The sequence below is a fragment of the Lactiplantibacillus sp. 30.2.29 genome, from assembly GCF_018991255.1.
Classification (GTDB): domain Bacteria; phylum Bacillota; class Bacilli; order Lactobacillales; family Lactobacillaceae; genus Lactiplantibacillus; species Lactiplantibacillus pentosus.
The window spans coordinates 130,995-146,541 of the sequence record NZ_JAGYGU010000003.1; the positions used below are offsets into that span (position 1 = coordinate 130,995).

General features: G+C 50.3%; 10 protein-coding genes. 3 read left to right on the forward strand and 7 right to left on the reverse strand.

The annotated features are described in order from the left end of the window. Nucleotides 1–66 precede the first annotated feature (66 nt). Entirely contained in the window at nt 67–2,565 is a 2,499-nt protein-coding gene (locus tag KGF65_RS03155; RefSeq protein WP_216748580.1) for a serine hydrolase, read from the reverse strand. Nucleotides 2,566–2,805: 240 nt separating this feature from the next. Continuing rightward, nucleotides 2,806–3,732: an L-lactate dehydrogenase gene (locus KGF65_RS03160; RefSeq protein ID WP_003638261.1), complete on the reverse strand. Its 927-nt coding sequence runs from the start codon at nt 3,730–3,732 to the stop codon at nt 2,806–2,808. 174 nt (nt 3,733–3,906) lie between these two features. Here KGF65_RS03160 and KGF65_RS03165 point away from each other — a divergent pair, with 174 nt between their 5' ends. Further along, the gene (locus KGF65_RS03165) at nt 3,907–5,109 is read left to right on the forward strand and encodes an AI-2E family transporter (protein WP_216748579.1); all 1,203 of its coding nucleotides are present in this window, start codon (nt 3,907–3,909) and stop codon (nt 5,107–5,109) included. A gap of 417 nt (nt 5,110–5,526) precedes the next feature. Here the strand turns inward: KGF65_RS03165 and KGF65_RS03170 are convergent, their stop codons facing one another. The 4 genes from KGF65_RS03170 to KGF65_RS03185 form a co-directional block, all read right to left on the reverse strand. After that, entirely contained in the window at nt 5,527–6,882 is a 1,356-nt protein-coding gene (locus KGF65_RS03170; RefSeq protein ID WP_065674611.1) for a gluconate:H+ symporter, read from the reverse strand. 12 nt (nt 6,883–6,894) lie between these two features. Beyond that, complete coding sequence (locus KGF65_RS03175) at nt 6,895–8,409, reverse strand: gluconokinase (RefSeq protein WP_213472588.1); 1,515 nt, start codon at nt 8,407–8,409, stop codon at nt 6,895–6,897. Nucleotides 8,410–8,423: 14 nt separating this feature from the next. Then, a complete protein-coding gene (gnd, locus tag KGF65_RS03180; RefSeq protein WP_088769769.1) occupies nt 8,424–9,320 on the reverse strand; it encodes a phosphogluconate dehydrogenase (NAD(+)-dependent, decarboxylating) in 897 nt (298 codons plus the stop codon). A gap of 172 nt (nt 9,321–9,492) precedes the next feature. After that, a complete protein-coding gene (locus tag KGF65_RS03185) occupies nt 9,493–10,815 on the reverse strand; it encodes an NAD(P)/FAD-dependent oxidoreductase (protein WP_105923752.1) in 1,323 nt (440 codons plus the stop codon). A 311-nt stretch (nt 10,816–11,126) separates the two neighbouring features. On the opposite strand from KGF65_RS03185, the gene KGF65_RS03190 reads away from it, so the two are divergent. Then, nucleotides 11,127–12,704, forward strand: coding sequence for a peptide chain release factor 3 (locus KGF65_RS03190; protein ID WP_105923753.1), 1,578 nt, complete (start codon nt 11,127–11,129; stop codon nt 12,702–12,704). A 788-nt stretch (nt 12,705–13,492) separates the two neighbouring features. On the opposite strand, the gene KGF65_RS17245 is transcribed toward KGF65_RS03190, so the two are convergent. Then, nucleotides 13,493–13,621, reverse strand: coding sequence for a hypothetical protein (locus tag KGF65_RS17245; RefSeq protein ID WP_301554308.1), 129 nt, complete (start codon nt 13,619–13,621; stop codon nt 13,493–13,495). A gap of 393 nt (nt 13,622–14,014) precedes the next feature. Here KGF65_RS17245 and KGF65_RS03195 point away from each other — a divergent pair, with 393 nt between their 5' ends. Next, nucleotides 14,015–15,463 (forward strand): hypothetical protein, encoded by a 1,449-nt coding sequence (locus tag KGF65_RS03195; RefSeq protein ID WP_105923754.1) that lies wholly within the window; start codon nt 14,015–14,017, stop codon nt 15,461–15,463. Nucleotides 15,464–15,547 lie beyond the last annotated feature (84 nt).

Sequence of the window (15,547 nt, forward strand, 5' to 3'; positions counted from 1 at the left end):
CATAACCACTTGAGCTATCGCAGAATCAATGTGACTGCTTAAATACGGCTACCCGCTGATGCCAGATTACAGGGTCGCTGTTTGGGCCAACTGTTGTTCGATTTGAAGCCCAATTGTATTCATGGTCGACCATTTGGCCTGGTTAGCGAACAGTACCATCGCCACCTTACCGTCCGTGGTCCCGATGTATAGACTGTACAGGCTATTGTCAGCCCCGCCAATGCGTAGGGTGCCATCCGGCCGGTAGTAAATGCCACCTGAATAGACGGGTTGTAGATGATCAGCTAATTCTTGGAAGCCCGCCGGAGTAACTACGTGGCCGTTGACTAGGCTGTTGATGAAGGTGTAAAAATCACCAACGCTAGCATACAGATTACCGCAGCCGAGTTCGCTTGAAAGCAGATTGGTCGAAATCGTGCGGGCGATGGTCACGCCATTGCTGTACGTGTACGGTTGCGGATGAACCGCATTTGCCGGGACTTGGTCGTAGATGAACGTATGCTGCAATCCCAGTGGTGCGACAATGCTTGTTTGTAAGTTATCACGATAGGACTTGCCTGTGAGCTGGTCGATGATGCCGGCGAGCAGGGTGAAGTTGGCGTTGGAATAAGACCAGTGATGCTGATTGGTGGAAGTCAAGTGACTCAACGTGAAGGCAATTGCTTGTTGGTCGTTCGTCAACGCTTGACTAGGTACCGGTTCGCCCATCTCAATCCCGGATGTATGGTCAAGTAGTTGCCGAATCGTGATGGATTGTGCGTACGGCACTTGTGGGTAAAACTTGGCTAGTGTCGTGTCCATCGTTAGTTTGCCAGCGTCGATCAATTGTTGAATCATCGCACCAGTCACCGATTTCTCGAGTGATGCCAATGGATATGCCTCGTCAGCGGTATTGGCGATATGTTGCTGCAGGTTAGCTGAACCGAATGGCAAAATATGCACGCCCGCAGGTCCGTTGTTCGTCAGTAGCAACGTGCCCATAAAGTGGTTAGCCGTCATCAGTTGGTTGATGGTCTGCAAGGTTTGTTGGGCCGTATACTTGGGTGCTATTACCGGGGTGGCTACGGATGCCGGTGTACTAGGCTTTAACGCGGCGCTACTAGACTGGCTAGTCTGTTGGGACTGACTGGAAATGCTGGAAGCTGCCTGACTGGTCGTAGCACTCATCGCCGATTTAGCCGTTGACTGACTCGTGGCTGGCTGCGTTTGAGAGGCAGTGCCGCTCTGACTCGTCAATGTAGCTTGACTAGTGGCATTAGCAGCACTGGTCGTTGACGGGCTTGCAGTGGCGTGACCCGTTTTTGTGAGCGCCACTTGACTCGTCGTTGGCCGGCCACTCGTTATCGGTTCGGCCTGACTAGCGACAGCGTGCTTGACTGGCGATGAACTAGCTTGCTGCACCGGATGAACGACGCTAATTTTATCAGATGCACCGTGCTCGCGATTCGGCAACTGAGCTGGCTTGTCCGCACTGCTAGCTTTCACGACCTTTTTCTGGGATATGGACGTCACAATGGGAACGGCTGCTGTTGACTGCAAAGCTGAGCTAGCCTGAGAAACCGCTGGAACACGGACTGTTTGTGGGCCGGTTGCCGGTGCACTACTAGTCTGAGTCGCGCCGGTTGGTGTGGCAACTGGATGGTTAGTGTGCACAATCGCTGTCGTTGCGTGCTTCGTCGGCGCTGTCGTGACCCGAATCCCCTGAGTGGCCGTTGAGCTCATTTGTTGACTGTTAGGTTGTGCCGCAGTGTGTTTCAAATGAGGTGCCGCGATGCTTGTCTGTGATTGTGACGTACGACTAGGTGCGGCGGTTTTGGTTGATTGCGTATGTGGTGTGACCACCTTTACCCCTGGTGCAGAAATGGTGTGCCTGAGTGCTACTGGAGTCGTGAGATGCGCGTTAGTAGGTACGTGTTGACCTGCTGAAATCCCAGTTGTAGCATGCGGTGTGAGCGTGGTCGGGTTAGAACCGGCCGGCGTCGTAAGCGAACCAGCAGGCGTAATCGGGGTCCAGGCGCGGAATCCGTCTCGACCACTGAGTTGATAATATTGCCCATGGTTGGTCCAAATATGACTGGTGATTCGTAATCGGAGTCGTCTTAATTGTGTGGCTGTCAGTCGTTTAGAAGTGCTCAAGCGGAGATTCTTTGCCGAAATATTGGTCCAAAGTAATGAGCCAACTGGTGGGACAATCGAACCATGAATGGCGCGTTGTCTGGTAATAAACAGCTTCGACTGAATACGAGCTGTCACAACTGGTCGCACGACCTGACGACGAACCCAACCTGTGGTATGCCCGCTGACAATGTGGAAATAAGTGCCACCAAAGCCAACGACGGGGTGTTCGAGTTTAAACGTGACGGTGCTCGTAAGGTGGGTGTGGTGTCCGCGTCGTAATTGCCGGCGACTGGTCGGAAGTTGCGGGTACAGTGTGATCGTTTGGTGACTACGGATTTGCCCATACAGCGGGCGAGTCCTTGCACTGGCGGTACTAGTGAAGCCAACTGAACTTAAACTAATTAGCGTGAGCATTGTGCTTGTAGCAATACGCGTCTTGAATGTCAAAGTGAAGTCCTCCTGATTACGATTAGATGTGTCAAAGTTGTTCACTAATATAGGCCGTGAATTCCTGCTTTGCACGTCTTTTCGTCGGGATGTTATATTTCCTAACTGTAATCAGTTATCCGCGATTGTTTTTTAAATGAACGTTGATGGTTACAAAAACCATCCCACACAAAAACCGGCCAACGCAAAACGTGCGTTGCCCGGTTACAAGCCAGTCAGTAACAACTAATCTCAAATGGACTAGTTATCTTGGCTTTCAGCGTATTTAGTTTTGATGTAATCGGCGGAAACTTGTAGTTTTTGCAATTCTTCGTCTGTCAAATCAAGTTGGACTTGTTCGACCACGCCGTCACGGCCAACCACGGCTGGATATGACAAGTAGACGCCGTATTCTTCGCGGAAGTTGGAGACGGGGAGTTCGGTTAAGGCGTCGTTTAAGACGGTGTTCGCTAACCGCACCGCTGCCGTGGCAACACCGTAGCTGGTGTATTTCTTACCATGGAAGACCTTGAAGCCGCCTTCACGTGATTCGGCATCGAGTTGATCCAAATCAAGGCCGCGTTTGGCTGCTAATTCGGTGATTGGGTGACCGAGGACCCGGACCGTCGACCAAGCAGTGAATTGGGAATTACCGTGTTCGCCGAGATTGTAGCCATCAACTGAACGGGAATCTAAGTTGAGCGCATGACCCACGGCGCGTTTCATCCGTGCGGAGTCGAGTAACGTGCCCGTTCCGATGACATGGTTTTTTGGCAAACCCGTCACTGCTTGGTAGATCGACGTAATCACGTCCACGGGGTTGGTGATGACGACCATGATGCCGTGGAACCCACTGGCCTTGATTTTTGTCGCAACATCCTTGACCTGGGTGCTCGTGAACGGCAATTCCAGAAAACGGTCGTTGGTTGGGGAGTCCTGTAGCTTGATGTTCCCGATGGCAGAGATGATGACGTCGGTGTCGACCAGGCTACTGTAATCGTTGACGATGATATTGGTATGGTAAGGCAAGTTAGGCATGGCGTCTTGGAAATCAAGGGCGTCTGATTCAACCTTGCTGGTATTGGTATCAATAAGAACTAAGTCGTCGGCAAAGCCATTGGCGACGATGTAGTGTGCGGCGGTGGAGCCAACGTGGCCCATCCCGATAATAGCGATTTTACGTGACATAATTAAACGCTCCTTTAACAGTTTGTCGTTCATTAATTAAATTACCATTATTCTCATCGATTTTAAATAGATTTTGTGAGAAATTTCGAAATCATATTACTGGGAACTAAAATAGGGTATAATTGACGCATTAATGCTGCATTAATAATTGCACCAAGAAGGGGAGGAGCGCGAGTGTTTAAGCGCCTAAAGGAGTCGTCCTTATTATTCTGGTCACTCGAAATTTTAATCGTTGCGACCTTAATCTGGGTCTGCACCAATATTGGCTTTTTATTTCAACCGATCGGCACGTTTTTGAGTGTCGTCTTCATGCCAATCGTGATTTCCGGATTTCTGTTTTACATGCTAAATCCGTTAGTCAAGTTGCTGACCAAGATTCATTATAAGAAGTTTCACATTTCACGGACCGGGGCCGTGGCAATTGTGTTTGTGCTATTATTCGGAATTCTAGCTTGGGGTGCCGTTTCCCTGTTACCACGACTGGTGACGCAGGTTACGCAACTGATTTATAACTTACCAAGCATTGCGACTGAGATGCAAAAAGCCGCCACGAAGATGATCAGTAACAGTTCGGTCTTGCAAAAAATCGATATTACCTCATATACCAAGCAGTTTAATGGTGAAATTAGTAAGTATGCTCAGAACTTCCTGTCCTCGTTGTCAAGCAGTGTCGTCACCGTTATTTCGACGATTACCAGTGTGACCATCATGGCCATTACGATTCCCGTCGTGCTGTTTTACATGCTAAAGGACAGCGAGAAGTTCATTCCGGCCATCAGTCGGTTTTTACCGAAGAAGCAGCGTCCGGAAGTCATTGGCTTATTGCAAAAAATGGGTGATACGATTTCCAGTTATATCAGTGGTCAGGTCATCGAGTGTTTGTTCGTTGGGACCTTCACCGCGATTGGTTATATCTTGATTTCACAACCCTATGGCTTATTGCTGGGTGTGATTGCTGGGTTGACCAATATTATTCCGTATGTTGGACCGTACATCGGAATTGCACCGTCACTGATTGTGGCCTTCACGCAATCACCAATGCAAGTCGTTTACGTCATCATTGTCGTGGTCATCGTGCAACAAGTTGACGGTAATCTGATTTATCCGAACATCATCGGGCGGACGTTGAAGATTCATCCGCTGACGATTATTATTCTTTTGTTAGTGGCTGGCAACATCGCTGGGATCCTTGGGATGATTCTGGCAATTCCGTTCTACGCGGTAGTTCGGACGGTGGTCATTTACTTGTACAACATTGTGGAACTGCGCAATGAGGAGCATCTCCGCAAACAAACGACTGTCTATCAACCGCAACCGGCGAAGGCGACGCAAGCTAGCATCCCAGCTAATAAAAAGTCATCCAAGTCCTCGAAGTAAGGCGTGGGTATGGCAGGCATGCGCTGGATGGAAGCGATGTGATCTCAAAATGTAGCGTCATATGTTCAGCGATATCCAATGAGCCCAATTGAAACGGTGCGACTTTGAAACGTGGTCACCATGTTCACTGGCATCCAGTGACGATTTTCCATTAGTGCTTGGAAGTGGCACTGTGAGACTAGGCGAGTGACCAGTAGTTGCGTCGATTAAATCAAGTGGCCTCAATATCACCCGTTTCATGAGTATCACAAAAAAATCAGGTTCCCGAGCAAGGTCTCAGGAACCTGATTTTTTAGGATGACCGGTATTGCACCCACAGTGAGCCAATACCCAGTCAGATTCAGTGGGTGAGGTGAGTGCCCACGCCATTGTTAAAGCATCACGCACCAAACACCACCCACATTCAATATCAGAAAATTAATGGAACACCGCGTTGAGCGCGAGTACACCACCGAGCCCACAGACCGCGATGATCGTTTCTAGCACGGTCCAGGTCAGTAACGTCTGTTTGACCGTCAAATCGAAGTATTCGCGGAACATCCAGAAGCCCGCGTCGTTGACGTGAGAAGCAGCCACACTCCCGGAACCAATCGCAATCACCATCAGCGCGGGATCGATACCGGCTTGCGTCATTAATGGCGCGACTAAGCCCGCAGCGGTCAGGGCTGCAACGGTCGCAGAACCCAGTGAGACCCGCAAGATAACGGCAACAAGCCAACCTAAGATAAGTGGGGAAATGCTGCTGCCACTGAAGAGTTGGGCAACGGCTTTACCGACACCACCGTCAATCAAGATTTGTTTGAAGGCGCCACCGCCCCCGATAATCAGGAGGAGCATCGCAATCGACTTGGTCGCGTCTTCAACCGTGGCCGTGATGGCTTTATGGGACTTGTGTTGGTGAATCCCCATTGACCAGAGTGCAAATAATAGCGAAATCAACATGGCAATCCCGGGCGCCCCAATCAACCGCACGATTGAATCGATAGTTGACGGATTCTTAGGTGTGACGCCGTGGTCAACGACGAGTTCATAGACCGTTGTGATCGTCATCAAAATTACCGGGAAGAGGGCGGTTAAGACACTGAGGCCAAAACCAGGTGCTTCGGAGACTTTGAATTTACGTTCAGAACTGCTGAGTGGCATCTTAGGCTTGCCAGCAAAGGCGTCTGGCACCATTTTCTGGGCCCAACGTGAGAACAAGGGACCCGCGATATAGACCGTTGGAATCGCAATGATGATCCCGAATAGCAGCACGTGGCCGACATTGGCGTTTAACGTCGTGGCAATCGCAGTAGGTGCCGGATGTGGTGGTAAGAAGCCATGGGTTACGGACAACGCCGCACCCATTGGAATCCCAAGATACAACACTGGCACTTGCGCTTCGATGGCAATCGCAAAGACGATTGGAATCAGCAGGACGATGCCGACTTCAAAGAACAGGGCGATCCCAATGATGAAGGAGGCTACCACGATGGCAATTTGGAGCCGTTTACGACCAAAAATATCGATTAAGGTGGTCGAAATGGTATAAGCACCACCGGCGTCGGCGACTAAGCGCCCGAGCATGGCACCGAACCCAAAGACGAGGGCCAGTTCGCCAAGTTGACCACCAATCCCGTTTTGAATACTGGTGGCAATCTTCGTCAGTGGCATTCCTAAGCCGATTCCCACCACGACCGCGGTGACAATCAGTGCGATGTAGGTGTTCAGCTTGAATTTAATAATGAGTAATAATAGTAAGATTATTCCAAGTGTTAGAACAACGAATGGCATGGTGTACACTTCCTAACGATTAAGAGTTGCGATTTCGTGATACAGTGGCGCGAGTTGCGCAGTCACGTGGTCGAAAACGACTTGGTGTTGGTGATACAGTTGATGATTGGCTGCGTTGGGTTGATACGTTTCTGTTGCGCCAATCATCGCGTGGATCGCGTTTAAATCATCAATGTGTCCTAGGGCTTTCAGTCCAATCACGGCAGCGGCCAGACATGAACTTTCAAAGCTGCTTGGAATCGTGATGGGTTGGCCGAGGACATCGGTCAAAATTTGACGCCAGAGACTCGAGCGGGCAAAGCCACCCGTGGCGCGAATCGCATGCACTGGTTCGGCAGCGGCCGTCAGTTGGAGCACGGTGTTTAAATTCATGACGATACCTTCCAGCACGGCACGTGCAATGTCGGCCTTTGTCGTGGTCGTCGTCACACCGAGTAGTGAACCGCGCGCATCCGCGTTCCACAGTGGGGCCCGTTCGCCACTCAAATAGGGGTGGAATAACAGGCCGTGCGCACCAACGGGAACGGTGGCCGCAAGCGCTGTCAACTGGTCGTACGGGTCTTGTTGGTGGTCGCGTGCAACTTGCGATTCCGTCGCAAATAATTCATCGCGGACCCAACGGAAGACTTGACCGCCGTTGTTGATGGGACCCCCGACAATCCAATGGTGTGGCGCCACATAGTAACAGAAGAGCCGGCCTTCAGGGTCTAAGTAAGGTTGTTTCGTCATGACCCGTACGGCGCCGGATGTCCCAATCGTGATCGCGGCCACGCCGGGTTCATCGGCACCAACACCCAAGTTAGAGAGTGCGCCATCGCTAGCCCCCATGATGACTTTGGTGGCCAAACGTAACCCTAGCTCACCAGCAGCAGTTGGCGTCAAGCCGTTGATCACCGCATCCGTATCAACTAACGGTGGGAGTTGGGCCCGCGTCACTTGGGCGTAGTCGAGTGCGGCAGGTTCCCAGTCAAAGTTATACAGGTTGAAGAGGCCGGTCGCGTTGGCCATCGAATAATCCATCTGTAACTGTCCCGTCATTAAGTAGATGATGTATTCTTTGATACCGACCACGTAGCGGGCTTGGTTCAATAAGTCTGGTTGCTGGTTGGCAAACCAGTGTAACTTGACTAGTGGACTCATCGGATGAATCGGGGTCCCAGTCATCTCATAGAGTTGCTGGCCGAGTGGTCGAGCCTTTAAGGCAGCGGCATCTGCGGCTGCGCGATTGTCCGCCCAGGTAATCACACGCGTAAGCGGTTGCTTATTGGCGTCTAATAAAATCAGGCTGTGCATTGCTGAGGAGAAGGCCACCCCTTCGATCTCATCGGTGGCAATCCCAGCACTTACTTGGTGAATCGTGGCTTGAACGGCCTGCCAGATTTCTTGCGGGTCTTCTTCCGCAGTTGTCACGGTATCGTGATAGAGTGGGTAGCCGACGTTTGCGCTGGCAATGACGTGGCCTTGATGGTCATATAAGACCGACTTGGTACTTGTAGTTCCTAAATCAGTTCCGATTAGGTAAGTCATGGTGCAGGTTCCTCCTATTCGTGGTCGACAGCGTGGCCGCCAAATTCGTTGCGTAATGCGGCAACAACTTTACCCGTAAAGGTATCATCCGTGGTAGACCGGTAGCGCATCATCAGTGCCATGGCAATCACCGGCGTGGCCACTTGTTGGTCGAGGGCGGTGTCTAGCGTCCAGCGACCTTCGCCGGATGAATGCATGACCCCTTTGATGTCGTCCAAGTTACCGTCTTTACTGAAAGCGTCTTGGGCGAGTTCCATGAGCCAACTGCGGATGACGGAGCCGTTGTTCCACATCTTGGCGACAGCAGCGTTGTCATAAGTGAATTGACTATGCTGTAAAACATCAAAGCCTTCACCTATTGCTGCCATCATACCATATTCAATCCCATTGTGAACCATCTTCAAGTAGTGACCGCTACCAACTGGGCCGGTGTACAAGTAACCATCGGGTGCTGCGATTGCTTGAAATAGCGGTTCGACGACTTTAAATGTCGCGGGATCGCCACCAATCATAAAGTTACCGTTGTGGCGAGCACCAGCTTGACCACCGGAAGTCCCGACATCTAAAAAGTTGATGTGTTGTGCGCCGAGTTGTTCGCCGTGGCGGATGCTATCTTGGTAGTGGGAATTGCCACCGTCTAAGACGATATCACCGGCACTCAGGCTATCGGCGAGCTGGCTGATGACACTATCCGTAGCCTTGCCAGCTGGTACCATGATCCAGATCACGCGAGGAGATGGCAGTTGTGCGACTAAATCAGCTAAGTCCGTCGCCGTCGCGATGCCTTGTTGGGCTGCCAGTTGTAAGTTGTCGGGGTTAAGGTCCATCCCGACTGCCGTGTGCCCATTGTCTTGCATGTTGAGTGCCAAGTTCATGCCCATTTTACCTAAACCAATCAATCCTAATTTCATCATTAAAACCCTCTTTTATATGAAAATTGTTAATCACTTTTTGTATTCGCTTTCATTGTAATAAAACTATTTACAAATTTCAACCATATTTATGTAAAAAGTTTTCAACCAAATGTAAATAAAGGCAACCAGCCCTAATTTGACGGGGCTGGTTGCCACAATAAAATTTTTGTTAAATGGCGGACCAAGCTGTCGACCCGATACTTGGGAAGAGGGTGACGAGTTGTTCGCGTTGGGCGGGTGTCAGTTGATATTGAATGGCCGGTAGTAACGTGTTGATGGTGTTATCGGCTTGTTCACCCAATTCAGCCGCTGCAATTAAGCGCTGCTGGTCATCAGTCACGACCAGGTTATGTCCTTGGATGTCCCGCGTCGTCTGGCGGAACCAGTCATCTTTCAAATCGCTGACGGTCACGTTGACGTCACTCGCATCGGCACTTGGAATCGTCCCAACTTGGGCGAGCCGTGGTGAGGTGAAGACGACCGATGGAATAGCTGGGTATTGAATCGCCGCGTTGGTGTCACCCGTGAATAAGTGGGTCAGGTACTGGGATTCAAAAATCGCAGTTGGCGTCAACTTGGGCTGAGACTTGGCAATCACATCACCGGAGGCATACACACCAGCGACACTGGTTTGTAAGTGATCGTCGACGGTGATACCGGCCTTGGTATAGGTCACGCCGATTTTTTCGAGTCCGAGGTTAGCGGTGTTGGGTTGCCGGCCAGTCGCATCAAGGACCCAGTCAGTCGTCACTTGGTCGTCTGCACTCGTGACGGTCAGCTGGTCGCCCGTTTGCTCGATGGCGGTTGGCACCCAGTCACGCCGAATAGCTAAGCCTTGGTCTTGCAATTCGGCCAATAAACGTTCAACGAATGGTTGGTGGAATTGCCGCAGCGCTTGGTCGCCGCGCATGAGGAGGGTGACCTGGCTACCAGCTGTCAGTGCCATGTTAGCAAATTCCAAGCCGATGTAGCCGGCCCCAATGACTGTAATCCGTTGTGGCAGGTCAGTCAGGTTTAGAAAGTCGTTGCTGTCATGAGCGAGTTCGGTGCCAGGAATGTCCAAACGGTGCGGATGTTGACCGGTCGCAATCACGATCTTGTCTGCGCTGTAAGTTTGATTGCCGACTTGTAACGTGTGGGCGTCCACAAATTCGCCGCGACCATGAATCAACGTCACACCTGCTTGTTGCATCAGACCGGCAATCATGTCTGGCAAGCCCTCGATGACGGCCCGTTCGTGCTTGAAATTGGCATTCCAGTCGATTTCAGGACCACCAGTTAGGCCGTAGCCTTGAAAATTCGCGACTTGGTTTTTGATTGCCACTGGTTGGTCCAAAGTGATTTTGGCGTTGCAGCCCCGGTTCGGGCAGGTCCCACCAATCAAATCAGTTTCGATCACACCGACTTTTTTGCCACGGGCAGCGAGCGGAATCGCACCATCAAAGGTCCCATGTCCACTACCGAGATATAACACATCAAATTGTTCTGCCATACAAAACATCCTCCTCATTAATAGACTGATAGACTGCAAAATTGAACGTTTAAAACAATTACATTGTACACAACTTAATTCGTGAAACCAAACAAAAGGCCATATTATTTTTTTATTTGGCGGACTGAAACCGATTAATATCCGAATAAAACGCCTTTGTAAAGTGAATTTGCGATAAATCCAGCCTGGCACAGGGGTGGTACTGGATTTTTTGGTCAAATATCAGTAAAATATGTAAGGCTATGTTTTTTTACGGTGGAACGGTTGCACCGTGGACGTTGAATATAAAGGTAAGATGAAAGGAATTTTTAATGAATAAGACAGAATTAACCGCCGCGGTCAACACCCGGCGCACCTTTGCGATTATTTCTCACCCGGATGCCGGGAAAACGACGATTACGGAACAAATGTTGTTGTTCGGGGGCGTCGTTCGTCAAGCTGGGACCGTTAAAGCGCGGAAGAGTGGTAATTTCGCTAAGTCTGACTGGATGGAAATCGAAAAGAAGCGGGGCATCTCAGTCACTAGTTCCGTGATGCAATTCGATTACGATGGCAAACGGATCAATATCCTGGATACACCAGGGCATGAGGATTTCTCTGAAGATACGTACCGGACCTTGATGGCGGTGGACTCCGCTGTCATGGTGATCGACTCGGCTAAGGGGATCGAACCGCAAACCAAGAAGCTGTTCCAAATTTGTAAAATGCGTGGGATTCCGATCTTCACGTTTATGAATAAATTGGACCGTGATGGCCGCGAACCACTCGACCTGTTGAACGAAGTCGAAGAAGTTTTGGGTATCGAAACGTACCCAATGAACTGGCCAATGGGGATGGGTAAGGGTCTTAAAGGCTTGTATGACCGGTACAATCACCGCGTCGAACTGTATCATAACGAAGCGAAGGGAGAAACGTTCTTACCGTTGAACGATAACGGCGAACTCGACCCTAGCAACGAACTGACCAAGGACAGCATTTACCGCGATACCTTGGACGAAGTGGAACTCATCAATGAAGCCGGCAATGATTTTGACGAAGCTAAAGTCATGGCTGGTGATATGACACCGGTCTTCTTCGGTTCCGCGTTGACCAATTTCGGGGTCGAAACGTTCCTGAAGACTTATTTACAGTACGCGCCTAAACCAGCGGCGCACAAGACCCGTGACGATGAAGTCGTTGAACCAACCGATGATGAATTTGCGGGCTTTGTCTTCAAGATTCAAGCTAACATGAACCCCAACCACCGGGACCGTATCGCCTTTGTCCGGATCTGCTCAGGCGAATTTGACCGTGGGATGGACGTCGTCTTACAACGAACTGGCAAGAAGATGCGCCTGAACAACTCGACGCAATTCATGGCAGACACACGTGAAACGGTGGAAACGGCGGTTGCTGGCGATATCGTCGGCCTCTACGATACGGGGAACTTCCAAATTGGTGATACGATTTATGCCGGCAAGCACGCCGTTCAGTTTGAAAAGTTGCCGCAATTCACACCGGAGCTCTTCATGCGCGTCACTGCCAAAAACGTGATGAAGCAGAAGTCCTTCCACAAAGGGATCGAACAACTGGTTCAAGAAGGGGCCGTTCAGCTGTACACCTCATACTCGACTGGCGACTACATCTTGGGTGCCGTTGGTCAACTGCAGTTTGAAGTGTTCAAGTTCCGGATGCAAAATGAATACAATTCTGAAGTCGTCATGGAACCAATGGGTAGTAAGACCGCACGCTGGATCGACCCTGACCAGCTGGATGAAAAGATGTCCAGTTCGCGGAACTTACTGGTCAAAGACCGCTCAGGCGCACCGCTATTCCTATTCGAAAACGCCTTTGCCGAACGCTGGTTTGCGGACAAGTATCCAGATGTTAAATTGACGTCCAAGCTTTAATCACAGGTCGTTGGTTTGATGTTGATTGCACTGTTATTATTTGTTAGCTGACAGTAGGGCGTGGTAGACCATTTTGACTGTTTGACCGTTTTCGCGCGGGGTACCGTGTTTGTAAATTCTAATAATACAAAAGTAGTGGTATAGAAGTTATCCAATCGGAGCTTCTATACCACTTTTTTATTATCGAAGGTGAAGTGAGCAGTGAATTCATTTGAAACTGACTGCATTGTACTCGTTGAGTTGTCATGAATCATCATTAAAGCATAAGTTCAAGTACCGCCAGCTGAAAAACGCTGGAAACAGTGCGAGTTAGCGTAAACTTACAGTTGTGGTGACGTCCTACGCCGGCCTCCAGGAATTTCTGACAACGCTGGAACGCGATGGACACAGATTTAAGCCGACAGCCCACGTCTTAAATACTGGTCTTCCACTAACCAAGCACACAACGCTTGCTAAGTGGAATTTCATCGCTGAGCATTGTCAGAAACACCTTCCAGCCGGGGATTGTATTCGAAAGGCAGACATGTGTGAACCCAACTTTTTGTTGGATTAGTCTTTGATTCCTTGGTACACGGGAATTTTGATATTGAACTTTCAGATTGTTTTTTAACAATCGCTAAACTTTCTTACCCAGGTTTTAGCTTTTCAAATCAGCGACTTTACGGAACTTGTCAGAACTTTCTCTAGTTGCCTGAGATAGCAAAATCTTGAATTCTAAACGAAGTTATCAACTAAATCCAAGACCAGTTGCTACTGAATCTAGTGGCATTAAGATGAGTGAATAATATTCAGGTAATCTTCTTAGTAATTAAATACCATAAGCCATCATCGATACTGTTTAAGCCTTTTCTTGAAGGACCAGCCACCTCATATTCAGTGGCCAATTGTACCCAGATAGGTGGTCGTTCATCCGCCATTCGAGCGGTTTCCCGACTGGCCGGCCCGCCGGACAATGCTCAAGGGCGAAGTTCTTCTTGTCCGGGTGGGCTTCCCGGGCTAGAAGAAGACTCGTATTTGAAATTGCGCAGTGGGTTTCTGCGTGAGTTCAAATCGATGTCCGCCCTGTTCCAGCGTTGTCAGCCGACCCCGGAAGTCGGAATAAGGAGATCATCGGCTGACGAACAACAATCTAAACTGGCATGCTTTAATCATCTTTAATGCCAAGGAATAACTAGCGCAGATTACGTTTTACTGTTAGGTACAGCCTCACAATGATCACGTAAAGTTACCATGTGAACCAACCATTGCAATCAGCGGCCACACTGGACTTACGCTACAATCAGTGACAATGGATAATGGGGGCGATTGAGATGAAGCGAAGTATGCGGGGCTTATTGGGGTTAGTTGTTGGATTGGGGTTATGGGGAACCACGACAGCGCATGCGGCACCGAATCTGGTACGGTGGCCCGCGGTGCAACCGTTGACGGCTCGTACTTGCACGTTGCAGGAGAAGCAGACGAAATTATATCAGTTGAATCATGCCACGATGCATCTGACGGCCGCCGGGACCGCTAAGCTGACGACCGGGTGGGTGCGCGTCGGCCAAGTGATGGTGACACAGAATGGTCGCTTAGTCACATACTGGCAAGTGCGCAATCCACGTTTGCATCGCGCTGGCTGGGTCTTAGCCGATGCCGTTCATGTGCCTGGCACTTCATCAAAGGACATCGTCACCCCGAAACGAACGCCGATGCCGGTCAAGACGACGTACCAACGGCGAGTTGCCATTACTACTGCGGGGACATCCCACTATCTCTCACTAGTGGGTGCCGGTCGATATACGCAACCGCGAGTGATTTTTCATCCGACGGCGGCCTATTTAGCCACGATGGGCGTGCAAAATAAGCCGGATACCTTGCTGCAGCAAGCCGGTTATCGCGACCACTACCACTTCAAAACGGCGTTGTATTTACCGCAACAACTGGGGACTCGTAACTTGGGTGATCCGCAGAGTGCCGCTTTTTCACTGAATAATCGCTATTTATACGTCATGTATGTTGATGACCAGCAACCGGGGCAAGCATCACAAGCCGGCTGGGTCGTGCGCTACGATTGGCAACGGCTGATGGCGCTGGGTGCTGGCCGACCTGGTAAAATGGCGATGTTACGGGTTGCCGCTGCGCACCAGTTTGATGGCAAAATGACGGCGTTTGACCGCCAAGTGTTAGCGGCGATTGAGGTCGGGCCCGAGTTTACTGCCGGACATGCCCAGTCATTAGCACTTAATCCGCAGACGAACGAGCTATGGTTCATTTCAAACGCCGCGCGTAACCAAAATGACACCATCACTCGTTTAAATACGCAGTCGCTCACCCCCGATGCGCGCGTAATCTTTACGACTGGCCGCGGACATCTGGGCGATGAGTTGGCGTTTGATGAAAACGGCACCGCGTATTACTGGACGCATGCTAGCCAGTTGCGGACCAGCAAAGTCGACTTGTATCGCGGGTCGATTGCGACGACGGGTGTACACTTCGAGGCGGCCACAGAAGGACTCGCCAATAATCCCGGCTTTTTTGCCCAATCGACGGGGTATGACGAAGCGACCGGCAAGCTATACTTGGTGGCAGATGAAAGTATCACCTCACTGCCTGTCGTGAAGTGGGGTCGTTGGACAGCGCACCAAGTCGGCGAGGCTAATTTTGCCGGCCAACGTGAATTTGAAGGGCTAGTATTCATGCATGGTGTTGATCAGGGCTTCTTGTTGACTAATCGCGGGACGGAATTGATGCGGATGGTTGTCGACAAACCCGCCTAATTTCGGAAGTTAAAAAGGCATCAGTGGTACACCCCCAAGTTTGGGGAGCATCACCGATGCCTTTTGACGTTGTCTTCAGTTCGT